This is a genomic window from Aquabacterium sp. CECT 9606 (assembly GCF_918741295.1).
Taxonomy (GTDB): domain Bacteria; phylum Pseudomonadota; class Gammaproteobacteria; order Burkholderiales; family Burkholderiaceae_C; genus Aquabacterium.
This window is the reverse complement of the sequence record NZ_CAKKNB010000002.1, coordinates 85,314-103,353: the sequence shown is the minus strand read 5'-3', so window position 1 is coordinate 103,353 and position 18,040 is coordinate 85,314. Positions and strand designations below refer to the sequence as shown.

General features: G+C 65.2%; 17 protein-coding genes. 11 read left to right on the top strand and 6 right to left on the bottom strand.

The features are described from left to right. Complete coding sequence (locus LQ232_RS08235) at window positions 1–1,878, top strand: ATP-binding protein (RefSeq protein ID WP_230179841.1); 1,878 nt, start codon at window positions 1–3, stop codon at window positions 1,876–1,878. Window positions 1,879–1,924: 46 nt separating this feature from the next. Then, window positions 1,925–2,959, top strand: a complete 1,035-nt coding sequence (locus LQ232_RS08230) for a putative solute-binding protein (protein ID WP_230179840.1) — start codon at window positions 1,925–1,927, stop codon at window positions 2,957–2,959. 69 nt (window positions 2,960–3,028) lie between these two features. Here LQ232_RS08230 and LQ232_RS08225 read toward each other — a convergent pair whose 3' ends face one another. Further along, on the bottom strand, window positions 3,029–3,430 hold the full coding sequence (locus LQ232_RS08225; protein ID WP_230179839.1) for a hypothetical protein: 402 nt from the start codon (window positions 3,428–3,430) through the stop codon (window positions 3,029–3,031). 755 nt (window positions 3,431–4,185) lie between these two features. Between LQ232_RS08225 and priA the strand changes: the two genes are divergently transcribed. Next, window positions 4,186–6,285, top strand: coding sequence for a primosomal protein N' (gene priA, locus LQ232_RS08220; protein ID WP_230179838.1), 2,100 nt, complete (start codon window positions 4,186–4,188; stop codon window positions 6,283–6,285). A gap of 18 nt (window positions 6,286–6,303) precedes the next feature. Here the strand turns inward: priA and LQ232_RS08215 are convergent, their stop codons facing one another. After that, window positions 6,304–7,131 carry an HDOD domain-containing protein gene (locus LQ232_RS08215; protein ID WP_230179837.1) on the bottom strand — a complete coding sequence of 276 codons (828 nt, stop codon included), beginning with the start codon at window positions 7,129–7,131 and terminating at the stop codon, window positions 6,304–6,306. 215 nt (window positions 7,132–7,346) lie between these two features. Here LQ232_RS08215 and LQ232_RS08210 point away from each other — a divergent pair, with 215 nt between their 5' ends. The 6 genes from LQ232_RS08210 to cynS all read left to right on the top strand — a co-directional run bounded on the left by LQ232_RS08210 (window position 7,347) and on the right by cynS (window position 11,937). Beyond that, the gene (locus LQ232_RS08210) at window positions 7,347–8,048 is read left to right on the top strand and encodes a hypothetical protein (protein ID WP_230179836.1); all 702 of its coding nucleotides are present in this window, start codon (window positions 7,347–7,349) and stop codon (window positions 8,046–8,048) included. 74 nt (window positions 8,049–8,122) lie between these two features. After that, complete coding sequence (locus LQ232_RS08205) at window positions 8,123–9,070, top strand: alpha/beta hydrolase (protein WP_230179835.1); 948 nt, start codon at window positions 8,123–8,125, stop codon at window positions 9,068–9,070. Between the two features lie 35 nt (window positions 9,071–9,105). Beyond that, window positions 9,106–10,308, top strand: a complete 1,203-nt coding sequence (locus tag LQ232_RS08200; protein ID WP_230179834.1) for a PAS domain-containing sensor histidine kinase — start codon at window positions 9,106–9,108, stop codon at window positions 10,306–10,308. After that, the gene (locus LQ232_RS08195) at window positions 10,305–10,973 is read left to right on the top strand and encodes a response regulator transcription factor (protein ID WP_230179833.1); all 669 of its coding nucleotides are present in this window, start codon (window positions 10,305–10,307) and stop codon (window positions 10,971–10,973) included. The genes LQ232_RS08200 and LQ232_RS08195 overlap by 4 nt, the downstream gene beginning before the upstream one ends. A gap of 82 nt (window positions 10,974–11,055) precedes the next feature. Then, window positions 11,056–11,472, top strand: a complete 417-nt coding sequence (locus tag LQ232_RS08190) for a nuclear transport factor 2 family protein (protein ID WP_230179832.1) — start codon at window positions 11,056–11,058, stop codon at window positions 11,470–11,472. Window positions 11,473–11,493: 21 nt separating this feature from the next. After that, window positions 11,494–11,937: a cyanase gene (gene cynS / locus LQ232_RS08185; protein WP_230179831.1), complete on the top strand. Its 444-nt coding sequence runs from the start codon at window positions 11,494–11,496 to the stop codon at window positions 11,935–11,937. Between the two features lie 4 nt (window positions 11,938–11,941). Here cynS and LQ232_RS08180 read toward each other — a convergent pair whose 3' ends face one another. The 3 genes from LQ232_RS08180 to apaG all read right to left on the bottom strand — a co-directional run bounded on the left by LQ232_RS08180 (window position 11,942) and on the right by apaG (window position 15,732). Beyond that, window positions 11,942–13,105: a murein transglycosylase A gene (locus LQ232_RS08180; RefSeq protein ID WP_230179830.1), complete on the bottom strand. Its 1,164-nt coding sequence runs from the start codon at window positions 13,103–13,105 to the stop codon at window positions 11,942–11,944. 145 nt (window positions 13,106–13,250) lie between these two features. Further along, complete coding sequence (locus LQ232_RS08170) at window positions 13,251–15,272, bottom strand: site-specific recombinase (RefSeq protein WP_230179828.1); 2,022 nt, start codon at window positions 15,270–15,272, stop codon at window positions 13,251–13,253. A gap of 85 nt (window positions 15,273–15,357) precedes the next feature. Next, complete coding sequence (apaG, locus tag LQ232_RS08165; protein WP_230179827.1) at window positions 15,358–15,732, bottom strand: Co2+/Mg2+ efflux protein ApaG; 375 nt, start codon at window positions 15,730–15,732, stop codon at window positions 15,358–15,360. A gap of 140 nt (window positions 15,733–15,872) precedes the next feature. Between apaG and LQ232_RS08160 the strand changes: the two genes are divergently transcribed. Beyond that, window positions 15,873–16,217, top strand: a complete 345-nt coding sequence (locus tag LQ232_RS08160) for a hypothetical protein (RefSeq protein ID WP_230179826.1) — start codon at window positions 15,873–15,875, stop codon at window positions 16,215–16,217. Here LQ232_RS08160 and LQ232_RS08155 read toward each other — a convergent pair. Beyond that, on the bottom strand, window positions 16,165–17,190 hold the full coding sequence (locus LQ232_RS08155) for a PEP-CTERM sorting domain-containing protein (protein WP_230179825.1): 1,026 nt from the start codon (window positions 17,188–17,190) through the stop codon (window positions 16,165–16,167). The genes LQ232_RS08160 and LQ232_RS08155 overlap by 53 nt on opposite strands. 119 nt (window positions 17,191–17,309) lie before the next feature. Between LQ232_RS08155 and LQ232_RS08150 the strand changes: the two genes are divergently transcribed. Further along, entirely contained in the window at window positions 17,310–18,011 is a 702-nt protein-coding gene (locus tag LQ232_RS08150) for a glutathione S-transferase family protein (RefSeq protein WP_230179824.1), read from the top strand. The last annotated feature ends 29 nt before the right edge of the window (window positions 18,012–18,040 follow it).

The window sequence follows — 18,040 nt, the reverse complement described above, 5'->3', positions numbered from 1 at the left end:
ATGAAAGCCTCAGTGAATGGCCGTTTTTGGCGGCCCGGCAAGCCGGTCCCCTTGGGCGATGTGCAGTTCAATGTGCTCCAAGCGCGCATCCGCATGCTGTTTGCGCACATGCCTGCGGCCTGCCTGGTGGCCACCGGTTTTTCCTGTCTGCTGGCCTGGTTGCTGTTGCCCACCATGGGCGGCCAGCGTGTGTGGGCCTGGTTGGCGGTGAAGGGCCTGGTCGCGGTGCTGCTGTTTGGCCAGTCACGCCTGTTCAGCCACAGCGCTGATCCGGTGCACCCCAAGTGGTACCGGGGCTTCCTGATCCTGCTGGTGATCGACGGCTTGGTGTGGGGCTCGGTGGGTTGGTGGATGACACCCCTGGCGCGCCTGGACCTGATGGCCGTGACCCTGGCCTGCCTGCTGGGCGTGGGGTCCATGGGCACCTTCATGCTCAACCCTGATGCGGGGTCGGCACGTGCCTTCATCATCCCCATGCTGGTGCCCAACGCGGTGTTCTACCTGACGCGGCAGGACTCGTTCGGTTTGTTTGGCGGGGGGTCGGTGCTGGCCTTCGTGGGCCTGCTGTTCATGGAAACGCGCTGGGCGCAGAACCGCATCGAGGAATTGCTCTTCCTGCGCTACACCACCGAAGAGGTGGCGCAAGAGCGCGCCAAGGCCCTGGCGCTGGCCCAGCACCACAGCGAAGCCAAAAGCCGTTTCCTGGCCACCATGAGCCACGAAATGCGCACGCCCCTGCACGGCATGCTGGGCCTGACCCGCATGCTGCGCGACGAAGAGTTGCGCCCGCTGGCCCAGGAAAGGCTGGACTTGGTGGAGCGCTCTGGCGAGCACCTGTTGTCGGTCATCAATGACGTGCTGGACACCTCCAAGATCGAGGCCGGCCACGTGCATGTGGAGCGGCGCCCCTTCGACCTGAGCGCCGTCATCCACGACGTGGTGGCCATCTCCACGGTCAACGCGCAGGCCAAGGGCTTGCAAGTGCTGCTGGAATCCACGCTGCCGGCCCTTCACGAGGTCACGGGGGACGCGGCTCGCGTGCGGCAAGTGCTGCACAACCTGCTGGGCAACGCCGTCAAGTTCACCGACCAGGGCCGCATCACCGTGCGCGTCTCGCGCGTGGTGGGGCATGACATGGTGACCTTGGCGGTCGAGGACTCGGGCATCGGCATCCCCAGTGACGAGCTGCCCTTCATCTTCGAGGCTTTTCACCAGGTTGAAAGCTCGATGGAGCGGCGCCATGGCGGTGCTGGCCTGGGCTTGACCATCTCCCAGAAACTGTGCCGCGCCATGGGCGGCGATCTGCGCTGCAGCAGCACGCCCGGGCGAGGTTCGGTGTTCGTGGCCAGCTTCGGCCTGCCCGTGGTGGCGCGGGCCCAGCCGGTTGCCGCCTCGGCCCGAGGGCCGAGTGATGAGACGCAGGCCCTGTCGCGCGCGGATGGCCGGCGTGGACTGGTGCTGTTGGTCGAAGACAACCCCATCAACGCGCTGGTGGCCGACGCCGCGCTCAAGCAGTTCGGCCTGTCGGTGGTGCTGGCCGAAGACGGCCACAAGGCCTTGAGCTGGCTCCATGAACACCAGCCCGACCTGGTGCTGATGGATTGCCAGATGCCCGGCATGGACGGCTATGAAACCACCCAGCACATCCGCGCCCTGGAGCGCCAGCAGGCGCGCCCCCGAGTGCCCATCGTGGCCCTGACGGCCAATGTGCTGCCCGAGGAGCGGCAACGCTGTCTGGACGCCGACATGGACGACCACCTGCCCAAACCTTTCCACCGCAACGACCTGGCCCATTTGCTGACGCAACACCTGTCCCGTGGCAACAGCTCGCCGGCCCAGGCCACGGATGGGCAGACCGCGCTGCAGCGCATGGCATGATCGCCGCCGACTCCATCAAGGGGGCCGCTGGCCGGCCCAACCGCTCATGAAAAAATCTCTCTTCGCACTGGCCATGGCCGGTGCCGCCTTGGCCCAACCCGCTTTGGCGGCCAAGCAAAAAGTCTGCATCTTCGACATCCTGGGCACCGGTGGCGACGGCTTCAACGCTGCCAAAGACTACGCCGTCGAGATGCAGAAAACGGGCGTGGACCTGGAACTCAAGGTTTACGTGGACGAGCGCGTGGCGGTGGAAGACTTCCGCACGGGCCAATGCGATGCCGTGATGGCCACCGCCTTGCGCACGCGCAGTTTCAACGCCCTGTCGGCCGCGATCGACTCGGCCGGCGTGTCCACCATCGTGCGCAATGGCAAGGTCGACATGGCGGCCAGCTACGAGGTCGTGCACAAGACCATCCAGACCTTTTCGTCGCCCAAGGCCGCTTCCTTGATGGTGCAAGGCCAGTACGAAGTCGGCGGCATCATTCCCCTGGGCGCCGCTTACGCTTTTGTCAACGACCGCCAGATCAGCACGCTGGAGGCGGCTTCCGGCAAGCGCATCGCCGCCTTTGACCACGACAAGGCCCAGGCCCAGTTGATCCAGCGCGTGGGCGCCCGCCCCGTGGCCGCCGATGTGACCAACTTTGGCGCGATGTTCAACAACGGCAGCGTGGACGTGCTCATCGCACCGTCCATCGCCTTCAAACCGCTGGAACTGGCCAAGGGGGTGGGCACCAAGGGCGCCGTGTCGCGCTACCCCATGACCATCCTGACCTACCAGATGATCATCAAGCGCGACCGCTTCCCCGAAGGCTTTGGCCAGAAGTCACGCGAGGTGTGGCTGAGCCGCTTCGACTACGCGTTGGACATCGTCAAGCGCTCCGACGCCTCGATCCCCGCCAAGCTGTGGATGGACCCCAGCCCCGCCGACACCGACCGCTACACCGTGCTGATGCGCGATGGCCGCATCGACATGGCCGAGCGAGGCTTCTACGATAAGAAGGGCCTGAAGATCATCAAGCGCATCCGCTGCGATGTGAACCCCTCAGCGCCCGATTGCTCCGAAGCCACCGAAAACTGGTGAGCATGAAAAAAGCCCGCGGACTTCGCGGGCTTTTTGTTGGCCGCCAGGGCCAGCGGGAGGATCCGTGGATCAGCCCAGAGCTTTCAGCTCGGTGTCGACCTTGGCCAGCAGGTCGTCGGTGATCAGGCCACCGGAGAACTTGGCAACCATGGACAGCGCAAAGCCCTTGCCCATCGCGATTTGCGGGTGGGTGGAAATGCCGGGCAGGTGTTTTTCCAAGATGGCCTTGGTGGTTTCGTTGTCCAGCAGATCGCCGAGTTTGGATTCGATCGAGAAGCTCATTGCAATGTCTCTCAACAAAGATGGAAGAAGGTGGGAAGGTGAAGGCGTAAGCATAACTGCTTCAAACGCTTGTTTACCGCTTTCCGGGTTTTCCTTGTGCGGTGCTGCATAGCACAAAACCGGCGTGTGCCAGCGTGGGTTCTCGGAAGGTTTTGTGATAAGCGGGGCCCACTTATCCCCAAAATCCATGCACCTTAAAAGCGCCTGTTGCATTTTATAATCACCACCCCGGATACGCCGTGTTCATGTGCTAAGTCATTGATTTAATTGCATTCTTTGCCCGTGCCTCAAGTTTGGGCAGAACAGGGGAAACCCTCTGCTGACAAAGAGTTAGCGCGGGTGTGCAGAGGTTTCCCACAAAGTTATCCACAGGTTTGGTGGACAAGCTCGGGCCTATGTGAATCAAGGACTTAGCGTAGGCTGTTGCCGATCAACTTTGAGACAACGCAGCAAGCGCCAGAAATCCGTGGGTGCCCCACGCCCCCTGAATATTCAGGCGAGCCCTGAGCGTGGAACAATGCGCTCTGCCCGGCTTTGCAAATTTCGGAAGGATGACAAGGCTTGTAGGATTTTGAGCAACTGGGTTAAACCCTTAGTTTGTCTTCCCGAAAGATCAGTTATCCCCATTTCCCGCAGGCCCAATGCACAAGCATGGGGCGCGGTACCTGCCCGTGAACCCTGTCGGTGCCACGCTGCTAAGTCATTGATTCATATAGAAAGACCATGATTGCCTCATCTTGTGGCAATTTAAGCCAAACCACGGTGCGACAAGCATTTAGCGCACATCTGCGTGGGTTTCCCACAAAGTTATCCACAGACCCCGTGGATAAGGGTTTGATGCCCTGAAATCAAGCACTTGCGTGCATCCTTTCACACCTTGTCAGAAGTTCGGAGACACGATTGCCCTGGCCCGCCATCCCTTGCCGCCCCTTTTGGAGCCTGTTTTGACCGCCGACACGGTGCTGCACCGGGTCCGCGTGGTGGTCGAGGCGCCTCAGCACAGCGGCTTGTGGGGTGCCCTGGATTACGCCAGCGAGGTGGCCCTGCTGCCCGGTGAACTGGTGCGCGTGCCCCTGGGCCGCCGGGTGGTCACCGGGGTGGTGTGGGACGAGGCGCCCGAGGGCGAGGTTTCGGCCTTCGCGCAGGCCGATCTGAAAGAGGTGGCCGAGGTGCTGTCGGGCCTGGCGCCCCTGCCAAAGGCCTGGCGTCAACTGGTGGCGTTTGCCGCAGCCTACTACCAGCGCAGCCTGGGCGAGATGGCCTTGATGGTGCTGCCCCCCGAGCTGCGCCAGCTGGACGCCCTGCAATGGCAGCGCCGCCGCAAGCGCCTGGACAAGGCCTTGCTCGAGCCCCTGCCACCGGCGTCATTGCCACCACTGCCGGAGCTGACCGAGCAGCAAGCCCAGGCCCTGGCGGCGCTGGCCCAGCCCGGCGAGCAGCCCTGCCTGCTGTGGGGCAGCACCGGCAGTGGCAAGACCGAGGTCTACCTGCGCCAGACCCAACGCGCACTGGACGATGGCAAGCAGGTGCTGATCATGGTCCCCGAGATCAACCTGACGCCACAGCTGGAGGCCCGTGTGGCCGAGCGCTTCGCTGGCCGGCGCATCGTGTCGCTGCACAGTGCCCTGACGCCAGCCCAGCGCCTGCGCAACTGGCTGATGGCCCACCTGGGTCAGGCCGACGTGGTCCTGGGCACGCGCCTGTCGGTGTTCACGCCCCTGCCGCGCCTGGGCCTGATCGTGGTCGACGAGGAACACGACCCCAGCTACAAGCAGCAGGATGGGGCCCGTTACTCAGCGCGTGATCTGGCCGTGTACCGCGCCCGCCTTGAAAAGGTGCCGGTGATTTTGGGTTCGGCCACGCCCAGCCTGGAGAGCTGGTTCAACGCCCTGCCCACCAGCGAAGGCGGCGCGGGCCGCTACCTGCGCCTGGCCATGCCGGCCCGCGTGGGCGATGGCGTGATGCCGCGCGTGCGCGTGCTGGACCTGTCCAAGGTGCTCAAGCCCACCATGGGCCAGGAGCCGCCGCCCGTGGCGCAAGAGCTGCTGCACGCCATCGAAGAGCGCACCGCGCGCGGCGAGCAAAGCCTGGTGCTGCTCAACCGCCGGGGTTATGCGCCGGTGCTGCATTGCAGCGATTGCGGCTGGAAAAGCGGCTGCCCGCATTGCAGCGCCTGGCGTGTCTTTCACAAGCAGGACCGCACCCTGCGCTGCCACCACTGCGGCTTCACCGAACGCGTGCCGCGCGCCTGCCCCGATTGCGGCAACACCGACATCCAGCCTGTGGGCCGGGGCACCGAGCGCCTGGAAGAACAACTGGCCGCCGCCATGCCCAATGCCCGCATCGGCCGCATCGACGCCGACGTGACCCGCCTGAAAGGCGCGCTGGAAGAACAGCTGGCCAGCGTGCACGCCGGCGAGATCGACGTGCTGGTGGGTACGCAGATGGTGGCCAAGGGGCACGACTTCCGCCGCATCACGCTGGTGGCGGCCGTGAACCCCGACGCTGCCTTGTTCGCCAGCGACTTCCGCGCGGCTGAGCGCCAGTTTTCGCTGTTGCTGCAGGCTGCAGGACGCGCCGGGCGGGATGCCGAAGCCGCTGGCCGCAGCGAGATGTGGGTGCAGACCTGGCACCCCATGCACCCGCTGTACCAATCACTGCGGGCGTATGACTACCCCACCTTCGCGGCCAGGCAACTGGAAGAGCGCCAGATGGCAGGCCTGCCGCCGTACGCCAGCCTGGCCATGCTGCGCGCCGAGGGCAAGACGCAAGAGGCGGCACAAGCCTTCCTGCGCGATGCGGCAGACGCAGCCAAACCCTCGGCCGACGCTGTGGGCTGCGTCACGCTGTACCCGGCCGTGCCCACGCCCGTGCAGCGCGTGGCCAACATCGAGCGGGCGCAGATGATGATCGAGTCGCCCCACCGCGCCGCCTTGCAGCGCTTTCTCACCGACAGCCAGCCGCTGTGGCTGGATGTGGCGCAAAAAAACCGCCGCAACGGACTGGTCCGTTGGGCGGTGGATGTCGACCCTTTGTCGATCTGAGCGGCTAAGCCGGCAGGATCAACCCAGCAGGGCTTCCATGCCCTCGCACAATTCGGACAGCGGCGGCATCTCGGTCAGCAGTGTCTCGGGCTTGAGGCCGAGCTTGACACAGACCTCGGCCGGGATGGTGGCGGCCAATTCGTCGCCTTCCAGGCCGTTGTGCTCGGCGCGGGCACGCCAGGCCGACAGGTGCAGCACCGCCGCCACAGGGTCGAACGGCGCGTGCGACAGGGGGTCGGGGAAATTGGCGATGGCCTCGCTGAAGGCCGGTGGGAACTTCCATTGGCGGGCCAGTTCGGCGCCCACATTGGCGAAGCTGTAGCCGAACGAAGTGCGCTCCATGTCGATGCGGCGCGGGTCCAGCGGATTGGCCAGCTTGTCCAGGTGCAGCATCTGCTCGGGCATGCCGGCATGCATCACCAACTGGCCGATGCCGTGCATCAGCCCCACGGTGAAGGCCAGGTCCACGTTCTGGTGGGCGGCTTTGGCCACCCAGCGCGCCACCGCAGCGGTGTGCATGCTGTAGCGCCAGAATTTGTTCAGGTCCATGCCGGGCATGGATTTGTAGCCACCGGTCAGGCCGGAGCTGATCACCAGGGTGCGCACGGTCACGAAACCCAGCATGGCCACGGCGTCATTGACGGTGCCAATGCTGCGCGACACATGGTAGTAGGCCGAATTGCCCAGCCGCAGCAGGCGGGCCGACAACACCGGGTCGGCGGCGATCTTGCGCACGATGACATCGATGGAAATGTCGTCGTTGTTGAAACTGTCGATCAGTTCGTGAACGATCTTGGGCACGGCCGGCAGGGCCTGGGGTTGTTTGAAAAGTGCTTCGAGCTGCATCGCCAGCCTCCATCTCGATTGAAACCATGTGGACACTGTCTCCAGAAGCGGAAGACAGCTCAGTCTGCTTATCGACCTTTGGGGTCAAGACTTGAGCATCGGGCACGGCGGGCTTTTTCAAGCCGTGGAAAAGCGCGGGTGCAACCCCGCACTTGCCGGCATTGGCGGCCAGGACGATGATGGACAGCGAATTTCTTCATCCGGGGACACATGACATGGTGAACAAGACAAGAGCCTGGGGTTGGGTGCTGGCCTGCCTGGTGGGCGGGGCCCAGGCGCAGACGGCCTCGCTCCCGCAGCGCAACCTGCTGGTGGAGTGGCGCATGAGTTCGTCCAGCGACCAGCAGCGCCAGGGCGGGGGACTGCGCACGGGCGAGATCATCGTGGACAGCCGGGGGGGCGTGCAGGGCCGCGCGGGGGCGGTGGTCACCTCGACCACCCGCTCGCGCAGTGAAACCGGGCTGCAGCAACTGCAGGTGCTCAACGGCGGCAAGGCGCGCATTTATCTGGGCAACAGCCGGCCGGTGACGCAGTGGCAGTTTGGCGTGGGCGGCCCCGGCGGCACCAACCTGGTCAATCCGCAGGCGGCCCCCGGTGGTGCGCCCGCCTGGCAGGCATGGTCTTCCACCACTTTGGTGGACACCGGCCGGGGCATCACCGTGCGCCCACGCTGGACCGGCGGGCAACTGGTCACGCTTGAGCTGGAAGCACGGGTGGCCCAGCAAAGCCCCTACGGACCCGACGGCCAGACCGAATCCACCGAGGTCATGACCACGGTGCAATTGCCCCTCGGCAGTTGGACGGCGGTGGCCCAGCGCGGCGGGCAAGTGCAGCAAAGCCGGCGCGGTGTGCTGTCCACCGAAGATGTGAGCCGCGATGAGCAGGAAGTGCTCGAAATGCGCGTCTCCGCGCCCTGACGGGGCTTTGGCTTCTCCGTGACAATGCGGGCAGGCCGCGCTGGCCTGGAACGCCGAACACGAAGGACTTGCCCATGGCCAACGCCGCCAGTTTCCTCACCGAGATGACCCGCAAGATGCTTGACAAGGTCGAGCGCGCGGGCTTGCCGCCCCTGCACCAGCAACCCGTGGCCCAGGCCCGCCTGTCCTACCGCATGGGCGTGGGTGCCATGGAGGGCGAGCGGGTCGAGGTGGCGCGGGTCGACAACTTCAGCATCGCGGGCCCGGCCGGCCCCATTCCCGCCCGCCTGTGGGCGCCCAGCCACGATGCCTGCCTGCCGGTGCTGCTGTACCTGCACGGTGGCGGCTTCGTGGTGGGGGGCATCGACACCTGCGAAGGCATGTGCCGCCGCATCGCCCAGCAAAGTGGCGCTGCCGTGGTCGCCATTGATTACCGCCTGGCCCCCGAGCACCCTTTCCCTGCCGGGCTGGAAGACGCTTTCGCGGCCTTGCAATGGCTGGTGGCCGAAGGCATCTCCATGGGGCTGGACCCGACCCGCATCGCGGTGGGGGGCGACAGCGCTGGGGGCACACTCAGCGCTGCGCTGGCCCTGATGGCGCGCGACGCCGGCGTGGCCTTGGCACTGCAGGTGCTGTTCTACCCCTCGGTCGAGCCCTCGGCCGTCACCGAGTCCTACAAGGTCTTCTCGTCGCAAAAGCTGATGCTTGACGAGCCCCTGATGCGTTGGTTCGAGACCCAGGCGCGGGGGGCGGGCTTCAAATCCGACTGGCGGCGTGAACCCATGCTGGCGGCAAGCCACGAGGGCGTGGCCCCGGCCTGGATCGGCCTGGCGGAATGCGACCCCTTGGCCGACGAAGGCCGCAAATATGCCCAACGCTTGCAGGCGGCCGGCGTGCCTGTGCAACTCACGGTGTGGCCGGGCGTGGTCCACGACTTCATCAACATGGGGCGCTTCATCCCCGAGGCTTACCAGGCGCACGCCGCGGTGGCCCTGGCGCTGAAAACCGCGTTCGGTCTGTGACAGCGGGTGGCATGGGCCTTGCACGCGCTGAGCCCATGTCCACCTCATCCCATGTTCCCAGCGGTATCCAGGCCTCTCGCGCGGCGGCCGTCTGGCGCGACCGGCTGAGCCTGCTGCTCGAGTCCACCGGCGAAGGGGTCTATGGCATCGACACCGATGGCCTGTGCACCTTCATCAACCGTGCGGGGGCCCACATGCTGGGCCATGAGCCCGAAGCGGTGCTTGGCCGCAACATGCACGAGTTGATGCACCACACCGATGCCGAGGGCGGCCACTACCCGGTCGATTGCTGCCCCATCTACAACGCCTTCCGGGCGGGGGTGCCTTGCCGCATCGACAGCGAGGTGCTGTGGCGCAGCGATGGCACGTCATTCGCGTCCGAATACTCCTCCTACCCCATCCTGGATGGCGGGCAAGTGCTGGGCGCGGTCGTCACCTTCGTCGACATCAGCGAGCGCCGCGAGCAGGCGACGCGGCTCAAGCGGGCGCACGACGAACTGGAACACCGCGTGGCCGAGCGCACCCAGGCCCTCAGCCAGGCCTTGAGCCAGTTGCGCGAGTTGCAGGCCCACATCGACGGGGTGCGCGAGACCGAGCGCCAACGCATTGCCCGCGAAATCCACGATGAGCTGGGCAGCTTGCTGGTGGGCTTGAAGATGGACGTGAGCTGGTTGGAAAAGCGCGTGGCCGACCAGCCCGCCTTGCATTGCAAATGCCAGGACATGCGTGGTCTGATCGATGGTGCGGTCGACAATGTGGGCCGCATCATCACCGACCTGCGCCCCTCCATCCTGGACCACCAGGGCTTGTGGCCCACGCTGGAATGGCAGGCGCAAGACTTCATGGACAGCAGCGAGTTGCGTTGCCGCTGGAGCATGGAGATCGCGCCCGGCCTGAATGCCCCCGAAGGACCCTTGGCCACGGCGGTTTTCCGCATTTTTCAAGAGATGCTGAGCAACGTGGCGCGCCACGCCCAGGCCACTGAAGTGGAGATCCGCATCTGCGCCATGCCCAGCGACCTCACCGTGCGCGTGAAGGACAACGGCCGCGGCGCCCCGCCCAGCACCTTCAACAGTCCCCATGCCTATGGCGTGATGGGCATGCGCGAAAGGGCGGGCCACTTCGGCGGCTGGCTGCACATCGACAGCCAGATGGGCAAAGGCACGCAGGTCATTTTGAGCATGCCGCTGTACCAGCAGGCCTTCGCACAGGCCGCCACGCAGGCGCGCGCCGCATGAGCGCCCCCATCCAGGTCATGCTGGTGGACGACCACCTGATCGTGCGCCAAGGCCTGCGCCAGGTGCTGGGCGATGTGGACGACCTGGCCGTGGTCGCCGACGCGGCCGATGGTGTGCAGGCGCTGCAGCGGGTGCGCCAGTTGATGGACGCACAAGGCGGCCCGGGCCTGGACGTGGTGATGCTGGACATCGCCATGCCCGGGCGCGATGGGTTGGACGTGCTCAAGCAACTCAAGGCCGAATACCCCAAGCTGGCCGTGCTGATGCTCAGCACCTACCCCGACAAGCAGTTCGCCGTGCGATGCCTGCGCGCGGGCGCCTCGGGCTACCTCAACAAAAGCGCCGACCCTGACGAGATGGTGATGGCCCTGCGCAAGGCCGCTGCCGGTGGCATCTACCTGACGGCCAGCGTGGCCGAGGCCCTGGCCACGTCCTTGAGCGAAGTGCGCGACAAGCCCGCGCACGAGGCCTTGTCACGGCGCGAGCACCAGGTTTTCCTGCTGCTGGCCGAAGGCCGCAGCGTGGGCCAGATTGCCGCGCAGCTGGCCCTGTCGTCCAACACCGTGTCCACCTACCGGGCCCGCATCCTGGACAAGACCGGCGCACGCAACGACGTGGAGCTGGCCCTGTATGCGGTGCGCCAACAGGTGGTCAGCATTGTTTAACCGAGGCCTGTAGGGCCAGCCCTACAAACGAATCACAGATGCCGTGATGGCGTGATGTGCCCGGCCTGTCTACAGTGAAGCCATGACAACGATCACCCGCCCACCCCTGCCGCCTTTCACCGAAGAGACCGCGCGCTTGAAGGTCCAGATGGCCGAAGACGCCTGGAACTCCAAAGACCCCGAGCGCTGCGCCAAGGCCTATACCGAGGACTCGTGGTGGCGCAACCGCAGCGAGTTCCTGCAGGGCCGCGAGGCCATCAAGGACTTCCTGGCCCGCAAGTGGGCCAAGGAGCACCAGTACAAGTTGAAGAAGCGCCTGTTCGCCTTCACCGCGAACCGCATCGCCGTGTGCTTTGAATACGAGTACCACGACGATGCCGGCCAGTGGTGGCGCGCCCATGGCAATGAGAACTGGACCTTCGACGAAAGCGGCTTCATGGCGCGGCGCGAAGCCAGCATCAACGACGTTGCCATCCTTGAATCCGAACGCCAACTGTGAATGAACGAAAGAAGCAGCACCATGAACCGCGAAGACGTGACCGACCTCATCATCGAAGCCAAAGTCCGCAAGGGCTTGAAGTGGTCTGATGTGGCCACCAAAGTGGGCCTGAGCAAGGAGTGGGTGACTGCTGGCTGCCTGGGGCAGATGACCTTCAGCGCCGAGCAGGCCGCCACCATCGCCGAGGTCTTCGGCCTGCCCGACGAGGCCAAGCTGTGGTTGCAGGAAGTGCCCTACAAGGGCTCACTGCCCACGTCGGTGCCGACCGATCCGCTCATCTACCGCTTCTACGAACTGATCAGCGTGTATGGCACCACCTTCAAGGCGCTGATCCACGAGGAGTTTGGCGACGGCATCATGAGCGCCATCGATTTCAAGATGGACCTGCAGCGCGAAGCCAACCCGATGGGCGACCGGGTCAGCATCGTGATGTCGGGCAAGTTTTTGCCGTACAAGACCTACTGATCCATCAGCGGGGCCACAACACCCAGGCCGACATGGGCTGTTTGGTGCGGCCTGCCTGTGCCAGGGCCTCGTCGCCCCAACCCCAGAAGTAGTCGGCCCGCACGCCGCCAATGATGGCCCCGCCCGTGTCTTGCGCCAGCACCAGGCGCTGCAGGGATTGAGGTGCGGGTGGGGTCGGGTTCCACGGTTGAGGCACCGTCGAGTCCAGCCACATGGGGGTGCCCAGCGGCACGGCCTCGCGGTCCACGGCCACCGAACGGCCAGGGATCAAGGGCACGCCTTGCGCCCCGACCGGACCTGCTTGCGGATCGACCAAAGCCTCTTCCTTGAAGAAGACCATGCGGGGATTGGCGCGCAGCATCTCGGGCACCCGCTGCGGGTTCTGCAAGGCCCAGGCTCGGATCGCGGGCCAGGAAGCCTGCTCCAGCGAGAAGGCGCCTTGGTCTACCAGCCAGCGCGCCACCGATTGGTAAGGCTGGTCGTTGTGGCCGGCAAAGGCCAGGCGCACCGTGCGGGGCTGCCCCTGGGCCGTCAACTCATCTTGCAAGCGCACGCGGCCTGAGCCCTGCACCTGGATCAGCAAGGCATCCAGCGGGTCGGCCAGGTAGACCACCTCGCGGCCCGCGACCGAGGCCCGCGCTTCAGGCAAGCTGTCCAGCTCTGCGCGTGTGAAGTGCGGCTTGCGCACGCCCAGGTCGGCCGGGGCGCGGTAGAGCGGGTATTGAAAGCGCGCATCGGGCTTGCGGCGCGCGTCCAGCAGGGGTTCGAAATAACCCGTCAGCAAACCTGTGGTCTGGCCATCCAGTGTGTTCAGGCGCCAGGGGCGCAGATGCCCTTCCAGCCATTGCCGTACAAAATCATCGGCCACCTGGCGGCCCCAGTCGGCCCCCAGCTCGCGCACCTCGGCGCACACCGTGGCCCAGCCTGGGCCGGGCCGCTGGCAGCTGTGCCACAAAGCCGGCCACGACTCGCTCACGCGGTCTTGCGACCAGCCAGGCAGATCGGTGTACTGGGCCGGGGTCCACAAAGCGCGAGGCCGCACCAGGTCGCCACGCCCATCAGGTTGGGGCAAGACCGTGCCCGGCGCCACGGCCGGTGCGCGCGCGACAATGGGGGCCGAGGAACGCAGTGAAGGACCACTGCCGCAAGCCGCAAGGCTGCCTACCATCAGGGCCGCCGTGGCCCGCTTACAAAACTGGTGAACCGTCATATGTGGCTGATTGTGTTGGAAGCCGTGGGCGCACTGGCCCTCTTCTTGTTTCTCATGTGGTGGACCATGTTCTCGGGCCGCGCCAAGGGCGAGCTGCCCGAGGTCAGCGAGGCGGCACCAGAAAACTCAAAGGATGGCGACGAAGCCGGCGCAGCAAGGCCGCCTGCAAGCGCGCCCGGTCCTTGATGCGCACGCCGCGCGAGCGCATGGCCACGCGCAGGGCCAGCACGAAGCTCACGCCCACGTTCAACAGCCCGGTCAGGGGAATGGCCGCCACGCACCACCAGAACTCAGGGTGGTGCAGCACCGCCGGGCCCAGGGTGCCCGCTGCCGCCGCCAGCTGACCGGTCGACAAGGTCACGTGCCGCACATCCAGCGGCAGCGCGAAGAAGCCCGCGATCACCGGCACCAGGCCCAGCATCAAGCCCAGCGACACGTTCGAGCCCAGGCTTGAGATGTTGCGGCGCCACCAGGCCGCCCACCGTACCGCACGCTCTGGCCCCAAGGCCGCGCGGATGCGCGGGTTCCAGCGCAAGGCGCTGTCCAGCCGGTGCAGCACGAACCAGTTCTCCAGCCAGCCTGCGAACAAGCTGGAACAGAACAGCAGCACGCCCGTGAAGCCGGCATACCAGAGCGATGGCCCCAGCAAGGTCAGCGATTCGAGCACGTGCTGCGCTGAATGCACATCGATCAGTGGCCGCTTGAACACCCACCAGGCCAGCGCCTGAAGGGCCAGCACCACTGGCGCCACCACCAGCACATTGCCCAGGATGCCTGCCACCTGTGAGCGGATCAGGTTGGCCACCTCGTCCACGAACCCTTCCACCGCTTCATCGCTGCGGGTGTCGGCCAGCTTGGCCGCCATGGCCGGTGCCGTCATGGCCGGTTGCTTGGTGGCCACGGTGAAGTGCAACAGCAGGATCACCACGAAGCTGATGGCGTAGTTGGTGCCAGCGGCCAGGCCGCTCCAGAAGGGCGACAAGCCCAGCGCCAGGATGGCGAACTTGAGGAAGGTGGTGATCGACATCACCGCGCCGCCGCCCGCCGCGCGCTTGAACATCTCCAGATAGGCGGCCCGATCACGGGTGATGTAGTGCTCACCGGTTTCGGCGCTGCGTTCGGCCACCTTGCGCGCCAGCAGCGAGTAATGCTGCGTGAACAAGGCGCGCAGGCCACTGCGTTTGGCCCCCACCTGGATCAGGTCGACGATCAGCGTGCGCAGGTCGGACGCCGGTTGGCTGGACAGCACACAATCCAGCAATTGCTCGATGCGCCGGCAGCGCTCGCTCAGCTGGTCGATCTGGAACACGATGTCGATCGAAATGCCGTTGGACTCCAGGTGGTCGTGGATGCCCTGGGCCGCCTTGACACAGGTGTCCAGCAAGGCGCGCAGGTACTGCGCTTCTTGCAGCAAGGTGCTTTGCACTTGCTCATCGGGCGCGGGCCCGATGGTGGTCTTCAGGGCCAGGGTGTGCAGGTTCTCGGCCACGTGCACCAATTGCCTGAAGGCCTGGCGTGTGGGCGTGGGGGCGGCCACTTCGGCCCCCGACTCCACGCCATCGAAATCCACGTCGACCCGCATGCCCATGCGCCCGCGCAACTCGCGCGAAAAGCCTTCGGCCCGCACCTGGCTGGACAGGAACATGATCGCGTCGTAGAAAGGCTCGTGCCAGCCCAGCGGCTCGGATTCGATCGCGTCAATGGCCTCACGCCACAGCCCGGCCAGCCCGGCCAGCACCGCGTCGTCCAGCTGCACCAGCCACTTCGCGTCCTTGGGGTCGCTGAACAGCAGGTTGAACAGGCTGGCCAGGTCGGTGGTGGCCGGGCTCATGGGCAACAAGCGCGCGCGAAGGCGTTCACCCAACTCGTCGGTGAACGAGGTGCGCGCGGCAAAGCCATAGTCGGCCAGCAATGCGGCCACATCGATGTCGCGCCAGAACGCCGACAGCAAAGCCACGACCCCGGCACGGCGCTCGGAGGGCGGCGCCAACTGCCGCACGATGTACTTCACGCCCGAAACCGGCTCGCCAGAGCGAACCCAATCCATCAATTGCACCAGCCACAGGTGGCGCTCGGCCAAGGGCAGGTCGCCACTGGCGGAATCCAGCAATTGGCTGATGTCCACGGGGCCGCCGGGCTGCGGCAACCACCGCCGTTTTGTTTTTGGAATCGTCGTGTCCTGAGTCAAACGTGGGTCCTCATCACATCAATCAATGCAAAGACTGCGACCGCGCCAGCGAGAAAGGCTCGATGGGCGCGTCAAAAGGTTGTGCTTCGTCGGTCATGCAAAAGAAGGTGCCTTGCATCAGCCCGTGCGGCGTGCTCAGCCGCGTCCAGCTGGTGTACTCGAACTTCTCGCCGGGTTTGAGCATGGGCTGGTGGCCCACCACGCCCAGGCCGCGCACTTCCTCCACATGGCCGGTGGCATCGGTGATGACCCAATGCCGGCCGATCAACTGCGCGGCCACATCGCCGCTGTTGACGATGGTGACCGTGTACGAAAACGCATACTCTTGCTGAGCAGGGTTGCTTTGTTCTTCAAGGAACTGCGGAACCACCGCACAGGTGAATTGGGGATGACTCATTCGGCCCATTCTAGGAAGGCAAAGCGCAATCTTGGTGAAACGGCGGTTGAATAACCCCTGATCATCGCGGGGATGCCGCCGTTCAAGCAGACCAGCATGTTGGCACGAAAAGCCGCTGGCACTTTGAGGTACAACATCGCATGACCGACGAGTACCAAATCGAGATCCCGCCTTCGTTCTACGACCTGCACACCGATGCACGCCACCGCTTGACCGTGCCCATGGCCCTGGTGCGCGAGCGCTACGAGGTTTGTGAGGACCTGGCCAGCCACATGGTCGAGCATTGCCAGGGCGTGCAACGCGAGATCGGCGTGGCCGAGGACGAGGTGCTGGTGCGCTGCCACCGGGGGCTGCTGTCGCCTGAATCGGGCGTGTCGCCCGCCGAGGCGGGCTGGGTGGTGACGCGCCTGGCCGAACTGCTGGGCTGGGACGCTATCGAGCTGCCTGCAACGCCATCTGGCGACGGCGCACCCCCCACCCTGTGACGAGCAATCCGCCCAACACCAGGGCCCAGGAGCCAGGCTCAGGCACGGCCGCCAAGCCTTGGGGCCCGATGTGCGCGCCCGACCCGGCGGTCACCTCGAAATCCGTGACCTGGCCACCTGGCCCATAGGCATCAATGCCCTTGAGCACCGCGGTGTTGAGGAAGTCCGTGCTGGAAGAACTGCCATGGCAGCAGGGATAGACGCTGGTGAGCAAGGCCACTTCGACGGTGAAGGGCACGCCCCACTGGATCTCGAAATTGGCCGTGCTGTTGACCAGCGCCGACCCGCTCAAGCTGCCCGGCCCCGACATGAATGATCCGGGCAGGCCGGTGGACCCGCCGCGCACATAGGGCAGATTTTCGTTGACCACGGTGGCGCGGAAGGAATCCCAGATGTACTTGCCATTCACCCGAATGGACAGCTGCACATCGGCCTGTTGCGTGTAAGGCGGGTTGGCGGCGCTGCTCATGAGGCCTTCAACCAGGAAGGCGAAATTCGTCCAGCCTGCGGTGCCCGTGGCGATGCCCGCCTTTTGATAAGTCAGGGTGTCGGTGAAGCTGGCGAAGGCCGCCGCCTGGTGGTAGGTCGATGAGGACGTGCCCCCAGTGGCCGTGCCATTGGCCGCCACGCCCAGTGACCAGTAATCGGACCGGGCCTGCGCCGAACCGGTGAAACTGCTGCCCGGGGTGGCCATCGGGCCGGTGGCGCTCTGGCTGGCCGTCAAAGGGCCGGATGGGCCCTGCTGGTCATCGATGCCGCCGTTGAGGTTGCAGGCGGTGAATCCTTCGGTGGGCAAGCTGATGCCCGCGAACCAGCCATTGCCAATGGTGGGACCCGAGGTGGCGCAGGCGAAGATGCTGCCCGTGCCCTGCGCATTGCCCGCGACCACGCCAGCATAGGCGCGCAGGTTGGCGGCGCTGGCGGGGCCCATGAGCGCGAGTCCGAACATGACGGCGGTGAGGCGAATGACCATGGGGCGCTCCTGTCTTGGCTGAGGTTCGGGTGGCTTTGGCAACGCTCAAAATAAGAGGAAGCTGGCGTGATCACAACCCCTAGTTTGTGGACTCGGAAGGCATCGCTAGACTCGCGAACATGATCATCTTCTACGCTTTCGGGGCCGCCTTTGGCCTGCCCGACGCCAGCCCCTTCGTCATGAAGGCCGAGATCTTGCTGAAGATGTCCGGCCAGCCTTACCAGGTCAACACCAAGGGCATGTTCAAGGCGCCCAAGGGCAAGCTGCCCTACATCAATGACGATGGCACTGTGGTGGCCGATTCCACCTTCATCCGCTGGCACCTTGAACGCAAATATGGCATTGACTTTGACCAGGGCCTGAGCGCAGAACAACGCGCCACGGCTTGGGCGGTGGAAAAGATGCTGGAAGACAACCTGTATTGGATCGGCGTGCACTGGCGCTGGGTGGACGATGCCAACTTCGCCAAGGTGGCCGCGGTGTTTTTCAAACCCGTGCCCTGGTGGGTGCGCGCCCCGGTGGAAGCTTTCGTGAGGCGGCGCGTGCGCAACAGCTTGCATGGGCATGGCATGGGGCGCCATTCAGTGGCCGAGATGCAAGCCATTGGCAACCGCGGCTTGACCACGCTGGCCACGCTGTTGGGCGACAAGCCTTATCTGATGGGTGATCAGCCTTGCGGCACCGACGCCATGATGTTCGCGATCTTGACCTCAGCGCTGTGCCCGCATTTTGAAACGCCGATGAAGGAGGAGGTGAAGCGGTATGCGAATTTGGTGGCGTATGAGGGGAGGATGCGGGGGAGGTTTTTTGGGGCGAAGTGAGCAGCAACAGTCACAGCGTTGATTGGGTA